Below are 16,456 nucleotides of genomic sequence, written 5' to 3'. Positions count from 1 at the left end.
TTGAATCAGAACCGAAGCTCTAGATTGTTGTTTTGACGCGTTTTCTTCACGCGAACCGGTGTCCACTTCGCTCGAAAACGCTCTAGAAACACGTCGTCCGCTCGGCCGCGATGTAGCCGAGCAACAGGCCTGTGCCGAACAGCAGCACGACGGCGGCCGCCGCGAATTCGATGCCGCGCATGAACAGCGCACCGCCACCGTCGCGCCCGGCGCTGAGGCGAGCGGCGATGTCCTTGGCGGAAACGGCGACGACCGCGATGGCCGCGACCGTGATCGCGGTGCCGAGCCCCATCAGGAAGGTCGCGGCAATGCCGGCCCAGAACAGGCCCTGGGCGAGCGCGAACACCAGCACCAGGATGGCGCCCGAGCAGGGGCGGATGCCGACGGTGAGGATCGCGGCGAAGCCGCGCCGCCAGCCGCCGGGTCCGGCGAGCTCGCTCGGCGTGGGACCGTGGGAATGGCCGCAATGCTCGTCATGGACGTGGTCGTGTCCGTGGTGGGTATGGGCATGGGCGTGCGCGTGGTCATGACCGTGATCGTGCTGATGGTGATCATGGCCATGATGATCGTGGGCATCATGATGATGGTGATGATCATGATGGTGCGGCACGCCGGCGATCGCCGGCACCGGCTGGACCGCCTGCAGCGCGCGGATGAACGTGCGGCCCTTGACCCAGACCAGCCGCAGCCCGAACAGCGCAATCAGGGCGTAGCTCGCGATCTCGATCACCCCTTCCGCCTTGCACATGGTCTTGGCGGTCGCATTCAGGATCCAGGCCGAGATGCCGACGATCAGGATCGCCACCAGCGACTGCATCAGCGCGGACGCAAACGACAGCGCGATGCCGCGCCGCGCGGTCTCGCGGTTGGCGACGAGATAGGAGGCGATCACCGCCTTGCCGTGGCCGGGACCGGCGGCATGGAAGATGCCGTAGGCAAACGAGATGAACAGCAATGTCCACACCGCCGAGCCGTCGGACTTCGCGGCGCGGATAGTCGCCGACATCTGGCGATAGAATTCCGACTGTTTTGCCAGGAGCCAGCCGATGATCCCGCTGGCCTCGGGCTCGGGCGCTTGCGCCTGCTTCGGCGCGCCGAACGGATTCTGCGCGAAGACATCGTGAAGCGCGGCATCGGCCACACCGATGATGAAGAGAACGGCGGCGCAGGCCACAAGCCCGCGCGCGAGCGGGGAGAGCTTTGGCGTCAAGGGCAATCCACCGTGATCTTGTTGGCGAACATCATGCCGAAATTCGAGTTCTCGCCGTTCAGGAAGGTCTGCTCGTTGAGCTTCTGGGCCGTGGCCGAGCCGTCGTTCGGCCGGTCCAGCTTCATCTGGCAGCCGGCGGGCGCGCCGACCAGCTTGACCGGATTGTCCTTGGCCATCTGGAAGTCGATGAAGAAGGAACGGTCGAACACTTCGAGCACCAGTTGCTTGGGCTTGACCGGGTTCTTCAGCGGCAGCGTGAAGTGCAGGGTCAGCACCGTGTCCTTGTAGTCGAGGAAATAGTCGACCGGCTCCTGGAATCGCTCCTTCTTGCCGTCGGCTCGCGCAAAGGTGAAGTAGGCGTATTCCTTCAGCGACTCGACATTGGTCTGCGCCAGCGGCCCGAGCTCCTCGCGGGTATAGGTGCCCTTGGTCTTGCTCTCGAGCCCCTGCACCGCATAGGCCGAGAACATGTCGTCGAAGGTCCAGGCGTGGCGCACGCCGGTGATGCTGCCATCGGCGGCGTAGAGCAGCTCGCTGGTCGCGGTGATCCAGACATGCGGATGCGCGCTCGCCGCGCCCGCTGCGAGCATGAGACTGGCGGCCAGCAGCAGTCCAAACAGGCGGCGCATCGTGTCCATCAGGCCGCCTTGGTGTCGTCGAGCAAACCGCGCCGGCGCAGCAGTGCGTCGGGCTCCGGAGGACGACCGCGGAAGGCCTCATAGGCGGCCTCCGGATCGACCGAGCCGCCGCTCGAATAGATGTCGTCGTGCAGGCGCTTGGCGACGGCGGGATCGAAGATGTTGCCGGCCTCCTCGAACGCGCCGAAGGCGTCGGCGTCCATCACCTCGGACCACATGTAGCTGTAATAACCGGCCGCATAATGGTCGCCGGTGAAGATGTGACCGAACTGGGTCGGACGGTGACGCAGCGCGATCTCCTCGGGCATGCCGATCTTCTCGAGCTCGCGTCGCTCGAAGGCGCGGACATCCTGCGCGGCGGCGGCCGGCTGGGTGTGGAATTCGAGGTCGACCAGCGCCGAGGAGACGAATTCGACCGTGGCAAAGCCCTGGTTGAATTTTCGCGCGGCCAGGAACCGTTGCAGCAGATCGTCCGGCAGCGGCTCGCCGGTCTGGTAGTGACGGGCGAACTTCTGCAGCACCTCGGGGCGCTCCTGCCAGTGCTCGTAGAGCTGCGATGGCAGCTCGACGAAATCGGTGAACACGGAGGTGCCCGACAGCGAGGGATAGGTCACGTTCGAGAGCATGCCGTGCAGGCCGTGGCCAAACTCGTGGAACAGGGTGCGGGCATCGTCGGGCGACAGCAGCGAGGGCTCGCCATCGGCCCCCTTGGCGAAATTGCAGATGTTGAGAACGAGCGGCGCGACGTCGCCGTCGAGCTTCTGCTGGTCGCGCAGCGAGGTCATCCAGGCGCCGGAGCGCTTCGACGGCCGGGCGAAGTAGTCGCCATAGAACAGCGCCTTATGCTTGCCGTCCCTGTCCTTCATCTCCCAGACCCGGACGTCGGGGTGCCAGACCGGAACGTCCTTGCGCTCCTCGAAGGTGACGCCGAACAGGCGCGTGGCGCAGTCGAAGGCGGCAGCGATCATGTTGTCGAGCGACAGATACGGCTTGATCGCGGAATCGTCGAAATTGGCGCGCTGAAGCCGCAGCTTTTCGGCGTAGAAGCGCCAGTCCCAGGGAGCGAGCTTGAAATTGCCGCCTTCTGTCGTGATCAGCGCCTGCATCTCGTCGCGGTCGGCGAGCGCCCGGGCGCGCGCCGGCTTCCAGACCCGCTCCAGCAGGCTCCGCACCGCCTCCGGCGTCTTGGCCATGGAATCCTCGAGCCGGTAGGCGGCGTAGGTCGGATAGCCCAGGAGATTGGCGCTCTCCTCACGCAGCTTCAGGACCTCGACGATGGTTCCGTTGTTGTCGTTGGCGTTGCCGTTGTCGCCGCGCGCGATGAAGGCCTTGTAGACCTTCTCGCGCAGGTCACGCCGCGCCGAGCTCTTCAGGAACTGCTCGACCGAGGAGCGCGACAGCGTGACGATGGCCTTGCCTGCCATGCCGCGCTCTTCCGCCGCAGCCTTGGCGCTGGCGACGAAGCTATCCGGCAGGCCCTGGCGGTCGGCCTCGCCAAGCTCCATGAACCATTCCTGCTCGTCGCCGAGCAGATGATGGCTGAAGCCGGTGCCGAGCTGGGCCAGCCGCTCGTTGATCTCGGCCATCCGTGTCTTGGCCTGCTCGGAGAGGCCGGCGCCGGCGCGGTGGAAGCGGGTGTAGGTGCGCTCCAGCAGGCGAAGCTGCTCGGGCGAAAGACCGAGATTGGCGCGGTCCTCGTGCAGCTGGGCGATGCGACCAAACAGCACGGCATTCATCATGATCGGATTCCAGTGCCGCGCCATCCGCAAGGAGATCTCCTTGTCGATCTCCAGGATGGCCGTGTTGGAATGCGCCGAAACGAGGTCGTAGAACACCGCCGCGACCTTGCTCAAGAGCTTGCCGGAGCGCTCCAGCGCCGTGACCGTGTTGGCGAAGTCGGGCGCAGCCGGATCATTGGTGATCGCCGCGATCTCGGCGGAGTGGTCGGCGAAGGCCTGCTCGAAGGCCGGGAGGAAGTGCTCCGGCTTGATCTCGTCGAAGGGCGGGGCGGCAAACGGCGTCACCCAGGCCTTCAGCAGCGGATTGGCCTCGGAGTCCGTAGTTCGGCGGGGTTCTGACATCACAAGTCCCGATTTTCATGGGTCGATTGTTGCGGCCAGCTATAGCACGCGATGGGGCTTTTTTGAGCCATTTGGCCTTGCTCCCGGCCGCCTTTTCGGGGAGATTGCGGCCCTCGATAGACCACGGACCCCAGAGCTCATGAACGCGTCTTCCACGTCCTCCCGCCGGATCGTCTGGCCCAGCGTCATCACCGTCATCAGCGCCGCCATCCTGATCGGCGCAGAGGTGTTCGGCGCGGCGTTCGCCGGCGGCTGGGCGCTCGCGATCCTGTTCGGGCTCGGCGATCAGGGCACGCACATCCTGCAGGCCGTGCTGTTCGCGCTCGGCGTGCTCGTGATGACCGCGTTCATCCGCGCGGCTCAGCGCGTCGAGCCTTTCACGAAGCGCGGCTGAAGTTGCTCGCGCGCGTGACGCGCGCACTGGGCTCAAAAACTTAACGCCCGTTCATCTTCCGCGTCGCTCGCGCAACACTGCGCAAGCAGATGTTAGGCAATTCTGTTCGCAGCCTAAAAAAATTCTTGCGAAGCAGAGTCAAAACGCTTATGTGCGCTCTTGCCCAATTTCGCACGTGCCTGTGGTCGTGTGTCAGTCGGTAGGTATCCGGACAAGAGGCCGGACAGCCGCCAAGGGGTGAAGAAGCCGAGGGGCTCTTCGGAAGTGCGGAAGTCGCGAGACCGAGAGGTCGAACGAGGAAGCAAACCCGGAGCGTCCAGCATCTCTCTCAAGAGATGCCATGTCGAAGGTGACTTCACTCTTTGCAACCGTGACTGGCAGCCGGAGGCGAACCGGCGCACCCCGCTCTCAACGGGGGACGCGACTTAAAGCAACGACGGATCGGGCTTTTTTGGTCTCTACCGGCATTCCAACGCCGGCGCGGGCTACTGAAAAGGCTTGTCCTTCATTGCCAGGTGTGCGGGCGGGAACACTCCCAACCAATCCACGGCAGCACAGTCTGGTTTGAGTCTTGTGGCTTCGTCGCGCCTCCATCGCGCGATCCGGCCAGAGCACTCTTATCCGACGTCATGTTTTGAACGGGCCCGTCGCTGGGCCGTTTGGGAGAGTGCCATGACCGAACGTATCCAGGAATTCCTGCGCAACCGCCGCCAGGATGGCCTCGACACCGAGCCTTGCCTCGTCGTCGACCTCGAGGTCGTGCGCGACAATTATCAGAGCTTCGCCAAGGCGCTGCCCGACAGCCGCGTGTTCTATGCCGTGAAGGCGAACCCGGCGCCGGAAGTGCTGGCGCTGCTGGCGTCCATGGGCTCCTGCTTCGACACCGCGACCGTCGCCGAGATCGAGATGGCGCTGGCCGCCGGTGCGACGCCCGACCGCATCTCCTTCGGCAACACGATCAAGAAGGAGCGCGACATCGCGCGCGCCTTCGCGCTCGGCATCCGGCTGTTCGCGGTCGACTGCGCCGCCGAGGTCGAGAAGGTCGCCCGTGCCGCTCCCGGCGCGAAGGTGTTCTGCCGCATCCTCTATGACTGCGCCGGCGCCGAATGGCCGCTGTCGCGCAAGTTCGGCTGCGACCCGGAGATGGCGGTCGAGGTGCTCGACCTCGCCAAGCGCCTCCGGCTGGAGCCGTGCGGCATCTCGTTCCATGTCGGCTCGCAGCAGCGCAAGGTGAAGGCGTGGGACCGTGCGCTGGCGATGGCCTCGCAGGTGTTCCGCGACTGCGCCGAGCGCGGCATCAACCTGACCATGGTCAACATGGGCGGCGGCTTTCCGACCAAGTACCTGAAGGACGTGCCGCCGGTCGTGACCTACGGCCGCTCGATCTTCCGCGCGCTGCGCAAGCACTTCGGCAACCAGATCCCGGAGACCATCATCGAGCCGGGCCGCGGCATGGTGGGCAATGCCGGCATCATCGAATCCGAGGTCGTGCTCATCTCGAAGAAGAGCGACGAGGACGAGGTGCGCTGGGTGTACCTGGACATCGGCAAGTTCGGCGGTCTCGCCGAGACCATGGACGAGTCGATCCGTTACGCCATCCGCACCCGTCACGACGGCGCGGACATGACCCCGTGCGTGCTCGCCGGCCCGACCTGCGACAGCGCCGACGTGCTGTACGAGAAGAACCCGTATCCGCTTCCCGTGACGCTGGAGATCGGTGACAAGGTTCTGATCGAAGGCACCGGGGCCTACACGTCGACCTACTCGTCGGTGGCCTTCAACGGCATCCCGCCGCTGAAGACCTACCACATCTGATCCGCCTCTCGTTTCCAGAGGCCTGACGAACCCGGGAGCCGGCTTGCCGGCTCCCTTCCCAACATCTCGATGTCTGACGACGCCTTGAACAGGCGTGCCTCGCGCACGCCGGTTCAAGCGGGGACTGATGCGCCATGACTGCTTTTCGGAAGCCACAGATCGCCCTCACCTCGAAAGCCGCTCCGTTCGTGATCCGTGCGGAACGTGCTGCCGACGCCGTCGCCCGTGAAGCGCTGCTGGATGCCAGCTTTGGCGAGGACCGCCATGGCCGCACCTGCCAGCGCCTGCGCGACGGACGCGCGCCGGCCGCAGGCCTTGCCCTGTCGGCCGTGCGCGAGCGCAAGCTCGTGGGAACCGTGCGGCTGTGGCACGTCAGCGCCGGAGGCAGGCCCGCCCTGGTCCTCGGACCACTGGCAGTGGACCCTGCCTGCCGCGAGCTCGGGATCGGCGCCGCGCTGATGCAACAAGCGCTGGCCGCCGCCCGGGCGCGCGGGCATGGCGCCGTCATCCTGCTCGGCGATGCCCCCTATTACGCCCGGTTCGGCTTCTCGGCGGAGAAGACCGGCACACTGATGCTGCCCGGCCCGTTCGAGCGCGACCGCCTGCTGGCGATCGAGTTCACAGACGGCGCGCTCGATGGCGTCGAGGGGATGATCGTCCCAACCGGTGCGGCCCTGTCCAAACGGAGGGTAGTTCGTCCCCTCCAAGCGCACGCGGCCTAAGGGATCGCCTTCGTAGCGAAGACCCGGCCGCGTTAAGCGGCAACACCCGGTCGCGCGCCTGCGCCAAGCCCGTTCCTTGGGGGTTGCGCAGGCGCCGGAAACGCCCTTTAACCCCACGAAATTCCCCTTCAGTCGAGGCCCATGACCATGTCCCGTCGCCTGATTTCCACCGGCTCCCCGCTCGAGAAGACCGTCGGCTACAGCCGCGCCGTGATCGACGGCGAGTTCGCCTTCGTCGCGGGAACCACCGGCTATGACTACACCACGATGACCATGCCGGCCGACGTCACGAGCCAGTCACGCAACTGCTTCAAGACCATCGCGGCCGCCCTGAAGGAGGGCGGATTCGAGATGGCCGACATCGTCCGTGCGACCTATTACGTCACCGATACGAGTTACATCGACGCCCACTTCGCCGTCTGCGGCGAGGTTCTCGGCGACATCAGGCCGGCCGCGACCTTGCTGGTCGTCAGCGCCCTCGCCAAGCCCGAGATGAAGGTCGAGATCGAAGTCACCGCCAAGCGCCGCGGCGCCTGATCCACCCACCCTTTGCCTGCCAGCACGTTCCGGAGAAACCATCCCATGAGCCCTCCCTCGCAGATCTACGCGAAGATCACCGGTCCCATCGTCATGGTCGGCTTCGGCTCCATCGGCAAAGGCACGCTGCCGCTGATCGAGCGGCACCTCGACTACGACAAGTCGCGCGTCACCGTGATCGATCCCAAGGACGAGGGCCGCAAGGCGCATTGCGAGAAGCACAATGTGCGCTTCATCCAGAAGGCCGTGACCAGGGACAATTACCGGGAGTTGCTGACCCCGCTGCTCACCGAGGGCGGCGGCCAGGGCTTTTGCGTCAATCTTTCGGTCGACACCGGCTCGACCGACATCATGGAGCTCTGCAACGAGCTCGGCGCGCTCTATATCGACACCGTCAACGAGCCCTGGCTCGGATTCTATTTCGATTCCTCGAAGGGCCCGGAAGCGCGCTCCAACTACGCCCTGCGCGAAGTGACGCTGGCCGCCAAGAAAGCGCGGCCGGCGGGCTCGACCACGGCCGTCTCCTGCTGCGGCGCCAATCCCGGCATGGTCTCCTTCTTCGTCAAGCAGGCGCTGCTCAACGTCGCCGCCGACCTGAAGCTCAATGCCCCCAAGCCGAAGACGAGAGCCGAATGGGCGGATTTGATGCGGCAGGCCGGCATCAAGGGCATCCACATCGCCGAGCGCGACACCCAGCGCTCCAAGAAGCCGAAAGAGCCCGACGTCTTCGTCAACACCTGGTCGGTGGAAGGTTTCCTGTCGGAGGGGATGCAACCGTCGGAGCTCGGCTGGGGCACCCATGAGAAATGGATGCCCGAGAATGCGCATAGCCACGAAGCCGGCTGCGGCGCTGCCATCTATCTGATGCAGCCTGGCGCCAACACGCGCGTGCGCACTTGGTGCCCGACCCGCGGCGCGCAATACGGCTTCCTGGTCACCCACAATGAGTCGATCTCGATCGCCGATTACTTCACGGTGCGTGACGCTTCGGGCAACGCGATCTACCGGCCGACCTGCCACTACGCCTATCATCCGGCCGACGACGCCGTGCTGTCGCTGCATGAGCTGTTCGGCCGCGCCGGCAAGATGCAGGAAAAGCACCACATTCTCGAAGAGGACGAAATCGTCGACGGCATCGACGAGCTCGGCGTGCTGCTGTTCGGCCACGACAACAATGCGTACTGGTACGGCTCTCAGCTCTCCATCGAAGAGACCCGCGAACTCGCGCCCTACCAGAACGCCACCGCCCTGCAGGTGACCTCCGCCGTGCTCGGCGGCATGGTATGGGCACTGGAAAACCCGAACGAAGGCATCGTCGAAGCCGACGAGATGGATTTCGAGCGCCTGCTGGAAATCCAGCTGCCGTATCTGGGCCCGGTGAAAGGCTATTACACCGACTGGACGCCGCTGACGGATCGGCCGGGACTGTTCCCCGAGGATATCGACACCAGCGATCCCTGGCAGTTCAGGAATGTGCTGGTGCGGTGAGGGACGCCTCTCCGCTCGTCATTCCGGGGCGACGCGTAGCGTCGAGCCCGGAATCCATCGGGCGGCAATACGTGCGGAAGAATGGATTCCGGGTTCGCGCTTCGCGCGCCCCGGAATGACGGAGAAACCTACTTCTCCTTGATCGGCGGGGCGATCTTCTCCGCTGGGGCCGGAGGCAGTGCCGGTTGGACTGCAGTCGCCGCACCCTGGGTCTGCGGATCGGGCCGAGCGGGCTCAGGAGCCGGCGTGGTCGGGCGGTCGCCGCCAGGCTTGGCTTCCGCGGGCTTGTTCTGATCGTCGGACGGCGTGCCCTGAAGCGGCGGCGTCGCCTGCGCCAGCTGCATCCGGCTTTCGGCGCGGATCTGGGCGAGCGACATTACCGAGACCACAAGTCCTGCTGCGAACAGCGAGGCGGCAATGGTCAGGTCGAGCTTCAGTCTGCGCTTGTCGTTGACGGTCATGTCGGTCACCGCGTCTGTCCGCGGAATCAACGAAGTCGCCGGGCCGCGGTTCCGCAGCAGCCGAAGCGGGAACCGCCCGTTCGCGCGCCAAAACGCCGCGCTCAGTCCGAGGTGCTGACTTCCCAAGTGGCGTGGCGCACGCCCGGCAGGTGCTGAAGATCGGTTGCCACCGCGTTCAGCTCGTTCGGATCGACTGCGGTCGCGACCAGCTTTGCGACGATCTCCAGAACGTCCTCGCCGATCTCAACCACTTCAATATCGGCCACCGGATATTTCGCGGCCTCCAACTTTTCGACGAGCCGATCGCGCATGTCGGGCAGCGCGTCGGTCGCGACCGCAAGCTTGAAGTAATAGGTTGCCTCGAGCGCCTTCTCGTTCAGCGGGATGCGGTTGATGGCGTTGACCAGCGGGCGCAGCATGGTGTTGCCGGCGATGACGAAGACGGTCAGCGCGGCCGCCTGCGCGATCATATCGGCGCCGGCGCAGGAGCCGACCGCAGCCGAGGCCCACAGCGTGGCGGCCGTGTTGAGCCCGCGCACGTCCATGCCCTGCTTCATGATGACGCCGGCTCCCAAGAAGCCGATGCCGGAGACGACATAGGCGATCACCCGCACCGCGCCCTCGGCATTGTCCAGCTGCATGGCGAGGTCGACGAAGGCCGCAGCTCCCACGGCGACCAGCACGTTGGTGCGCAGGCCCGCGGTGCGCTGGCGGTATTGTCGCTCGGCGCCGATCAGCGTGCCCAGCACGAAGGCCGTGGTCAGGCTGATGAGCGTGTCGGCGAAATCGCCCAGTTGGAAGGTCGTTAGAAATCGCATGGTCCCCTATACGGCCGGAACCATGACAGATCAAAGCTCGAGCAGGCCGCCATCCCCATTTTCGTCGGCGAAAGCCAGCAGCGTGCCCTTCGCATTCCAGCCGATCGCGGCGACAGGGGGCGTGCCGTTGCGGCGGACCAGGATCTCGGCGCCGTCCTCCAGCCGCACCATCAGCACGGTGCCGTCGCTGTAGCCGGCGGCCAGGATGTCGTTCTTGGGATGGCAGGCGACGACCGAAACGCGCGCCTGCAGCGGCGCGAGCATCGCGGGCTCCTTGCCCATCGGGCCGTCCTTGCTGCCGAACGGCCATATGATGACCGTGTCGGCGCCCGAGGTCGCCAAGCCCTTGCCGCCCGCGCTCCAGGACATCGAGCGGACGCGGCCGGGATAGCCGGTCATGCGCATGTGCCTGTTGTCGGCGAGCCGCCAGCCGTGCAGCGCCGGCTCGTGCATCGCGGTGACCAGGAATTTGTTGTCGGGGCTGAAGGTGACGGCGTGATGCGAGCCGGCCCAGGGCAGGAATTCGGCTGACCCTTCCATGTTCGGAAACCACAGCGTCGCGCCGTTGTAATGCGCGATCGCAAGCCGCAGGCCCTTCGGCGCGAAAGCAAGCCCGCCGACGGTCGAGGGCACCTCGAGCGACTTCTCCTCGGCCTTGCCACTCTTGACCGTCGCGGTCTTGCCGGCGGACCAGGCGAACGCGCCGCCGTCGGCCTGCAGCGCCACCGCGTCGATCCAGCGCCGCTTGGGATCGGTGGCGAGCAGCGTCACCTCGCCCTTGGCATCGAGCGAGACGACCTTGCCGTCGTCGCCGCCCATCAGGATGCGTTTGCCGTCGGAGGCCGTGGAGAGAATGCCGCCGCTGTGAACGGCGACATGGGTGATCTCACCCTTGGCATCGACGAAGGCGACTTTCTCCTCGCCGCCGACGAAAGCGGCGCGGTCGCCCAGGAAGTGTACCGACGTCACGCCCATGCCGAGCGCAACAGGCTTGACGCGGTCGGTGACGGAGACGATCGAGGCGGAATCGGGGGCGGGCGTAAACTCTTTCATCACGAGACGATGCAGCTCTCAAAACCCTTGCGGATCGCCTCTTCCGGCAATTCGCGGCCGATGAAGACGAGGCGGCTCTCGCGCTTCTCGCCCTCCTTCCACTTCCGCTGGTGGTTGCCCTCCAGCATCATGTGGACGCCCTGGAAGACGTAGCGGTCGTCGTCGTCGTGGAAGGCGAGGATGCCCTTGGAGCGGAGGATCTTGCCGCCCTCGACCTGCACCAGATTCTGGAGCCAGGGCATGAACACGTTGGGATCGAGCGGCTTGTCGGTCTTGAGCGACAGCGACTGCATGTCCTCGTCGTGATAGTGCTTCAGGCCGTGGCCGTGATCATGGTGATGATCGTGGCCGTGGTGGTGATGATCATGGTCGTGGTCATGATCGTCGGCCGCCAGAAAGTCCGGCTCGACCTCGAGGATGCGGTCGAGGTCGAACGCGCCGCGGTCCAGCACATCGGCCAGGGCCACCGAGCAGCGCTCGGTACGATGCAGCTTGGCATAGGGGTTGATGGCGCGGATGCGGGCCTCGACCTCGGCGAGCTCGCCCTTGCTCACGAGATCGGTCTTGTTGAGAACGATGACGTCGGCAAAGGCGATCTGGTTCTTGGCCTCGGGCGCGTCCTTGAGCCGGTCGGACAGCCATTTGGCGTCGGCCACCGTAACGACCGCGTCGAGCCGCGCGTTCTTCTGCACGTCCTCGTCGACGAAGAAGGTCTGGGCGACCGGCGCGGGATCGGCAAGGCCCGTGGTCTCGACGATGATGGCGTCGAACTTGCCCTTGCGCTTCATCAACCCGTCCATGATGCGCACGAGGTCGCCGCGCACCGTGCAGCAGATGCAGCCGTTGTTCATCTCGAACACTTCCTCGTCGGCGCCGATGATGAGGTCGTTGTCGATGCCGATCTCGCCGAACTCGTTGACGATGACGGCGTATTTCTTGCCGTGGTTTTCCGACAGGATGCGGTTCAAGAGCGTGGTCTTGCCGGCGCCGAGATAGCCGGTCAGGACGGTCACGGGAATTTTCTGGGAGGTCTCAGACATAACAACTCCGACTTCGGGCTTTTCCGCGCGACGCGAGGCGGGGTGGCCCCCTGCCCTAATGGTCAAGCGCGCTGGTCAGGGCCTTTATATTGTGCCTGACCATGTCAATGTAAGTGGGTGCAAGCCCCTTTTCGCCGGTCAAACCGTCCGAAATCAGGGTCCCGCCGACTTTTGAGCCGGTCTCTGCTGCGATCCGCCGGATCAGCCGGTCGTCGCTGATATTCTCCAGGAATACGGCCGGGATTTTTTGGGCCTTGATCTGGCCGATGATGGAAGCGATGTCCCGCGCGCTCGGCTCGGTTTCGGTGGAGACGCCCAGGGGGGCGATGAACCGGATACCGTACTCGGCGGAAAAATAGCCGAAGGCGTCATGGGTCGAGATCACCTTCCGCCGGTCCGACGGGATCCTGGCCACGGCCTCGCGGACCTCGCGGTCGAGCGTTTCGAGCTTTTCCAGATAGGCTTTTGCCTGGGCCCGGAAGTACTCCGCATCATCCGGGGCGGCCACGGCCAGCGCATTGGCAATATCGGTCGCGTAAATCTTGGCGTTGGGGACGGACTGCCAGGCGTGAGGGTCTGCGGCCGAACCGAGCTTCAACGGCGTGATGCCAGCGCTCGCGGTGACGACTGTCGCCTTGCTGCCGGAGGATTGCACGAGGCGCGGCAGCCAGCCTTCGAGACCGAGCCCGTTGACGACGACGAGCTTCGCCTCCGCGACCCGCTTTGCATCGCCAGGCGCCGGCGTATAGACGTGAACGTCGCTGTCGGGGCCGACCAGCGTCGTGACGTTGACCCGGTCGCCGCCGACGTTGCGGACGAAATCGCCGAGGATCGAGAAGCTCGCGACCACATTGAGCCGCTCGGCCGCGTGCAGTGGCGAGGCGATCAGCAGGAGCACGCAAAGCAGGAGCCGCCGCATCGTCACGCTTCCAGATGCCGGCCGGGAAACAGCTGCCTGACCACACCGCCGACACGGCCGAACAGCACCGAGACGATGTAGATCATCGTCGCCACCAGGATGATCGCGGGGCCCGAGGGCACGCGGGTCTGGAACGACAGCACGAGGCCGGCATAGCCCGAAACCGCGGCGGCGACCACCGCGATGCAGATCATCGTAGTGAGATCGCGCGACCAGAACCGGGCGATGCCCGCCGGCAGGATCATCAGCCCGACCGCGAGCAGCGTGCCGAGGGCCTGAAAGCCGTTGACGAGGTTGATCACGACAAGCGCGAGGAAGGCGAGATGCGCGGGTCCTCCGGCGCGGCTGACCGTGCGCAGAAACAGGGGATCGACGCTCTCGATCACCAGCGGGCGATAGATCACCGCGAGCACCAGCAGCGTCACGGTGGCGTTGAAGGCGACCACCAGCAGCGTCTGGTCGTCCATCGCGAGGATGTTGCCGAACAGCACGTGCAGCAGATCGATATTGGTGCCCTTGATCGAGACGATGGTGACGCCGAGCGCCAGCGAGGCCAGGTAGAAGGTCGCGAGCGAAGCGTCCTCCTTCAGGCCGGTCGAGCGCGCCACCACGCCGGCGAGGATCGCGACCGCAAAGCCGGCGATGAGACCGCCGGCCGTCATCGCGAACAGATTGAGGCCTGAGAGCAGGAAGCCGACCGCAGCGCCCGGCAGGATCGCATGCGCCATGGCGTCGCCGACGAGGCTCATCCGCCGCAGCATCAGGAACACGCCGATCGGCGCGCCCGCGAGCGACAGCGCGATCACGGCGGCGAGCGCGCGCCGCATGAACTCGAATTCGGTGAACGGGCCGATCAGCGCGTCATAGGCCATCTGTGGTCACGCGGCCCGCGAGCTGATGTCATCGGCCGCGCAGGCCGCGGCGGTGTCGTCGAAGGCCTCGCACATCCGCATCGCGACCAGCAGGTTTTCGGGCGTCAGCACCTCCGCGGTCGGCCCCCACGCCACCGGGCCGCGCGCCAGCACCAGCGTCTCGTTGAAATGGTTACGCACCATCTCCATGTCGTGCAGCGCGGCGAGCACGGTGCGGCCCTCGCCGTGCCATTGCTTGACCAGCGCGAGCAGGTCGGCGGTGGTCTTCGCATCGATGGCGTTGAAGGGCTCATCGAGCACGATCAGCGCAGCGTCCTGGAGCACCACGCGGGCGAACAGCACCCGCTGCATCTGGCCGCCCGAGAGCGTACCGATCGGGCGGTTCTCGAAGCCGTTGAGACCGACGGACGCGATCGCGCGCAGGATCTTTTCGCGGGCCGCCTTGCCGATGCCCCCGAACAGGCCGGTGCCGCGCCACAAGCCGGTGCTGACGAAATCGAAAACCGAAATCGGGAAACTGCGGTCGATCTCCGCGCTCTGCGGCAGATAGGCGATATCCCTGGCATCGAGCCCGCCGAGATGGATGCTGCCGTCGAGCGGCCGGAGGATGCCGACGATGCCGCGCAGCAGGGTCGACTTGCCGGCGCCGTTCGGGCCGATCACGGCAACCAGCGCGCCTCGCGCAACCTCGCCGTTGAGATGGTGCACGGCCGGATGCCGGTCATAGCCGAGCGTGACGTTATGGAAGTGCACGGCCGCCATCATCACCTCATCGCCAGGAAGACCACGCCCCAGAGCACGGCACAGACGGCAAGGGCGGCTGCGAGGCGGCCCGCCACGGTCATGCGCAGAATCGACCAGGGCGCCGCCTGGGCGGGGTGCGGCGAGGCCGCATCATGGACGTGGGCGTGGCTGTGGTCGTGCCCGTGGGAATGGCCATGAGAGTGGCCATGGGCATGGTCGTGTTGGTGGGCGTGGGAGGCAGCGGGAACCATCGGCAGATGTTATAATATAACATTACGTCTGTCCACGGCCGGGCTTGTCATTCAGGGGCGGCTCACGGCTTCCCGATCACCATGGCAATCGCCGCGGCCACGAAGGGAAACGGCACCGAGACGGCACAGCGGAACCAGACGAAACGGGCCGGCATGAACGGGATTTCCCACAAGATCACCCGTTGGAAGGCAAACAGGGCCCAGGCCACGACATAGGCCACCACCTGGGGCACCCCGCCGCCGGACTTCAGCGCCACCGTCCCAATGGAGAAGCCGATCACGGGGCCGCCGGGCGTGGCTGCGCCCGCGACCACGGCGCTGGCAACCCCGAGCCAGCCGCTGTCCGGTCCGAGCCAGCCGGTGATCACCTCCTGCGGGATGATGGCGGCGATGTAGCCGGAGCCGATCACCCCGAGCGCGATCCGCGGCACGATGTTGATGAAGTCCATCGCGCCCTCGCGCAGCGAGGCCTTGAACACCGTTGGACCACGCCGGAAGGCGATCAGGCCGACGCCGAGCACCGAGCCCCACAGCAGGATGTCGATGAGAAGCGCCGCGCTCAAGTCTCGTCGTCCTTGGCAGCGGGCTTCGGATAAAGCCGGAGATAGACGAAGCGGCCGAGGGCGCCGGCGAGCACCGGCAGCGGCAGCGAGATGAGGATCCGCCACAACGTGAAGTCGGTGCCCATGATCGGGATTTCCCAAGCCACCGCCCGGCCGTAGCCGATCAGCGTCCAGCTCACGACCATGGCGATGGTGGCGCCGAAATCGGCGCCGACCGCGAGCAGCGCGCTCGCCACCGGATAGGCGGTGAAGGGCCCGCCGGGCAGGATCGCGCCGAAGGCGGTGCCGATCAGAAGGCCCATCAGCCCGGATTTCGGCCCCAGCGAGCGCGAGACCTTCTCGTGCGGCAGGATTTCCGAGATCAATGCGCCGAGCAGGCAGCCGGCAAGCACGCGCGGCAGGATGCCCGAGAACAGCGAGAGATCATGGGTCAGAATGTCGAGAACGCCCTCGGTGCCGTCACGCCGCCAGACCAAGACCGCACTCACCGCGACCAGAACCGCGATGATGATCGTGGACCAGCCGATCGGCTTGCGCACGCGTCCCGGCCGCGGCTCGGATTCCGCGTCCTCGGCGGGCGCCGGGTTGTTCGGGGAGGGTTCTGACAATTGGCGTGGAGCGGCTCGAGGGTGATGCCCTTCCTGATTAAGGGCGGTGTCCCCCCGATGCAAACGGCGTGATGACAGACCTGTGCGCACGCCGCGCAGGGCAATTCCGCACAGCAAAAAGGCGGCCGCGTGAGCGACCGCCCTTGTTGTCATTCCGGGGCGACGCGTCAGCGCCGAGCCCGGAATCCATCGGGCGTCAGCCGAGTGGATGAATGGATTCCGGGCTCGCGCTACGCGCGCCC

The 16,456-nt window shown here is 65.8% G+C and carries 18 protein-coding genes; 5 read left to right on the top strand and 13 right to left on the bottom strand.

Annotated features, from left to right (window positions below):
• Positions 1-82 precede the first annotated feature (82 nt).
• Genes UNPF46_RS23160 through UNPF46_RS23150 form a run of 3 tightly spaced genes read right to left on the bottom strand, consistent with a single transcriptional unit; the run spans position 83 to position 3,929 of the window.
• Entirely contained in the window at positions 83-1,210 is a 1,128-nt protein-coding gene (locus tag UNPF46_RS23160; RefSeq protein WP_181770070.1) for a nickel/cobalt transporter, read from the bottom strand.
• On the bottom strand, positions 1,207-1,848 hold the full coding sequence (locus tag UNPF46_RS23155; RefSeq protein ID WP_246668716.1) for a DUF1007 family protein: 642 nt from the start codon (positions 1,846-1,848) through the stop codon (positions 1,207-1,209). The genes UNPF46_RS23160 and UNPF46_RS23155 overlap by 4 nt, the downstream gene beginning before the upstream one ends.
• Positions 1,848-3,929, bottom strand: a complete 2,082-nt coding sequence (locus tag UNPF46_RS23150) for a M3 family metallopeptidase (protein ID WP_142251547.1) — start codon at positions 3,927-3,929, stop codon at positions 1,848-1,850. Before UNPF46_RS23150 ends, UNPF46_RS23155 begins: the two co-directional genes overlap by 1 nt.
• A 139-nt stretch (positions 3,930-4,068) precedes the next feature.
• On the opposite strand from UNPF46_RS23150, the gene UNPF46_RS23145 reads away from it, so the two are divergent.
• From UNPF46_RS23145 to UNPF46_RS23120, 5 genes are all read left to right on the top strand, one after another.
• On the top strand, positions 4,069-4,323 hold the full coding sequence (locus UNPF46_RS23145) for a hypothetical protein (RefSeq protein ID WP_100175945.1): 255 nt from the start codon (positions 4,069-4,071) through the stop codon (positions 4,321-4,323).
• A gap of 672 nt (positions 4,324-4,995) precedes the next feature.
• The gene (locus tag UNPF46_RS23135; protein ID WP_100175946.1) at positions 4,996-6,138 is read left to right on the top strand and encodes a type III PLP-dependent enzyme; all 1,143 of its coding nucleotides are present in this window, start codon (positions 4,996-4,998) and stop codon (positions 6,136-6,138) included.
• A gap of 134 nt (positions 6,139-6,272) precedes the next feature.
• Positions 6,273-6,860, top strand: coding sequence for a GNAT family N-acetyltransferase (locus UNPF46_RS23130; RefSeq protein ID WP_142251546.1), 588 nt, complete (start codon positions 6,273-6,275; stop codon positions 6,858-6,860).
• Between the two features lie 147 nt (positions 6,861-7,007).
• A complete protein-coding gene (locus UNPF46_RS23125; protein ID WP_142251552.1) occupies positions 7,008-7,397 on the top strand; it encodes a RidA family protein in 390 nt (129 codons plus the stop codon).
• 45 nt (positions 7,398-7,442) lie between these two features.
• A complete protein-coding gene (locus UNPF46_RS23120) occupies positions 7,443-8,885 on the top strand; it encodes a homospermidine synthase (protein WP_142251545.1) in 1,443 nt (480 codons plus the stop codon).
• Positions 8,886-9,013: 128 nt separating this feature from the next.
• On the opposite strand, the gene UNPF46_RS37625 is transcribed toward UNPF46_RS23120, so the two are convergent.
• From UNPF46_RS37625 to UNPF46_RS23070, 10 genes are all read right to left on the bottom strand, one after another.
• Positions 9,014-9,346: a hypothetical protein gene (locus tag UNPF46_RS37625; RefSeq protein ID WP_181770071.1), complete on the bottom strand. Its 333-nt coding sequence runs from the start codon at positions 9,344-9,346 to the stop codon at positions 9,014-9,016.
• 101 nt (positions 9,347-9,447) lie between these two features.
• A complete protein-coding gene (locus UNPF46_RS23110; RefSeq protein ID WP_142251543.1) occupies positions 9,448-10,164 on the bottom strand; it encodes an MgtC/SapB family protein in 717 nt (238 codons plus the stop codon).
• A gap of 30 nt (positions 10,165-10,194) precedes the next feature.
• Positions 10,195-11,217 (bottom strand): WD40 repeat domain-containing protein, encoded by a 1,023-nt coding sequence (locus UNPF46_RS23105; RefSeq protein WP_181770069.1) that lies wholly within the window; start codon positions 11,215-11,217, stop codon positions 10,195-10,197.
• Positions 11,217-12,257, bottom strand: coding sequence for a CobW family GTP-binding protein (locus UNPF46_RS23100; protein ID WP_142251541.1), 1,041 nt, complete (start codon positions 12,255-12,257; stop codon positions 11,217-11,219). The genes UNPF46_RS23105 and UNPF46_RS23100 overlap by 1 nt, the downstream gene beginning before the upstream one ends.
• A 55-nt stretch (positions 12,258-12,312) precedes the next feature.
• Complete coding sequence (locus UNPF46_RS23095; RefSeq protein WP_142251540.1) at positions 12,313-13,176, bottom strand: metal ABC transporter substrate-binding protein; 864 nt, start codon at positions 13,174-13,176, stop codon at positions 12,313-12,315.
• Positions 13,177-13,178: 2 nt separating this feature from the next.
• Entirely contained in the window at positions 13,179-14,048 is an 870-nt protein-coding gene (locus UNPF46_RS23090) for a metal ABC transporter permease (protein ID WP_142251539.1), read from the bottom strand.
• Between the two features lie 6 nt (positions 14,049-14,054).
• Positions 14,055-14,810, bottom strand: coding sequence for a metal ABC transporter ATP-binding protein (locus UNPF46_RS23085; RefSeq protein WP_181770068.1), 756 nt, complete (start codon positions 14,808-14,810; stop codon positions 14,055-14,057).
• A gap of 2 nt (positions 14,811-14,812) precedes the next feature.
• Complete coding sequence (locus UNPF46_RS38340) at positions 14,813-15,043, bottom strand: hypothetical protein (RefSeq protein WP_100175956.1); 231 nt, start codon at positions 15,041-15,043, stop codon at positions 14,813-14,815.
• A gap of 62 nt (positions 15,044-15,105) precedes the next feature.
• Positions 15,106-15,606, bottom strand: coding sequence for a hypothetical protein (locus UNPF46_RS23075; protein WP_097657369.1), 501 nt, complete (start codon positions 15,604-15,606; stop codon positions 15,106-15,108).
• On the bottom strand, positions 15,603-16,214 hold the full coding sequence (locus tag UNPF46_RS23070) for a permease (RefSeq protein ID WP_142251537.1): 612 nt from the start codon (positions 16,212-16,214) through the stop codon (positions 15,603-15,605). Before UNPF46_RS23070 ends, UNPF46_RS23075 begins: the two co-directional genes overlap by 4 nt.
• Positions 16,215-16,456: the final 242 nt, after the last annotated feature.

It is taken from the genome of Bradyrhizobium sp. UNPF46 (assembly GCF_006658625.1).
GTDB lineage: Bacteria > Pseudomonadota > Alphaproteobacteria > Rhizobiales > Xanthobacteraceae > Bradyrhizobium > Bradyrhizobium nitroreducens.
Note: the sequence above shows the minus strand (reverse complement) of the source record. Positions and strands in the feature narration are given on the sequence as shown.

Coding starts and splice junctions, on each gene's coding strand:
- UNPF46_RS23155 (WP_246668716.1), bottom strand. CDS start 1,848: ATGGACACGATGCGCCGCCTGTTTGGACTGCTGCTGGCCGCCAGTCTC.
- UNPF46_RS23150 (WP_142251547.1), bottom strand. CDS start 3,929: ATGTCAGAACCCCGCCGAACTACGGACTCCGAGGCCAATCCGCTGCTG.
- UNPF46_RS23145 (WP_100175945.1), top strand. CDS start 4,069: ATGAACGCGTCTTCCACGTCCTCCCGCCGGATCGTCTGGCCCAGCGTC.
- UNPF46_RS23135 (WP_100175946.1), top strand. CDS start 4,996: ATGACCGAACGTATCCAGGAATTCCTGCGCAACCGCCGCCAGGATGGC.
- UNPF46_RS23130 (WP_142251546.1), top strand. CDS start 6,273: ATGACTGCTTTTCGGAAGCCACAGATCGCCCTCACCTCGAAAGCCGCT.
- UNPF46_RS23125 (WP_142251552.1), top strand. CDS start 7,008: ATGTCCCGTCGCCTGATTTCCACCGGCTCCCCGCTCGAGAAGACCGTC.
- UNPF46_RS23120 (WP_142251545.1), top strand. CDS start 7,443: ATGAGCCCTCCCTCGCAGATCTACGCGAAGATCACCGGTCCCATCGTC.
- UNPF46_RS37625 (WP_181770071.1), bottom strand. CDS start 9,346: ATGACCGTCAACGACAAGCGCAGACTGAAGCTCGACCTGACCATTGCC.
- UNPF46_RS23110 (WP_142251543.1), bottom strand. CDS start 10,164: ATGCGATTTCTAACGACCTTCCAACTGGGCGATTTCGCCGACACGCTC.
- UNPF46_RS23105 (WP_181770069.1), bottom strand. CDS start 11,217: ATGAAAGAGTTTACGCCCGCCCCCGATTCCGCCTCGATCGTCTCCGTC.
- UNPF46_RS23100 (WP_142251541.1), bottom strand. CDS start 12,257: ATGTCTGAGACCTCCCAGAAAATTCCCGTGACCGTCCTGACCGGCTAT.
- UNPF46_RS23095 (WP_142251540.1), bottom strand. CDS start 13,176: ATGCGGCGGCTCCTGCTTTGCGTGCTCCTGCTGATCGCCTCGCCACTG.
- UNPF46_RS23090 (WP_142251539.1), bottom strand. CDS start 14,048: ATGGCCTATGACGCGCTGATCGGCCCGTTCACCGAATTCGAGTTCATG.
- UNPF46_RS23085 (WP_181770068.1), bottom strand. CDS start 14,810: ATGGCGGCCGTGCACTTCCATAACGTCACGCTCGGCTATGACCGGCAT.
- UNPF46_RS38340 (WP_100175956.1), bottom strand. CDS start 15,043: ATGGTTCCCGCTGCCTCCCACGCCCACCAACACGACCATGCCCATGGC.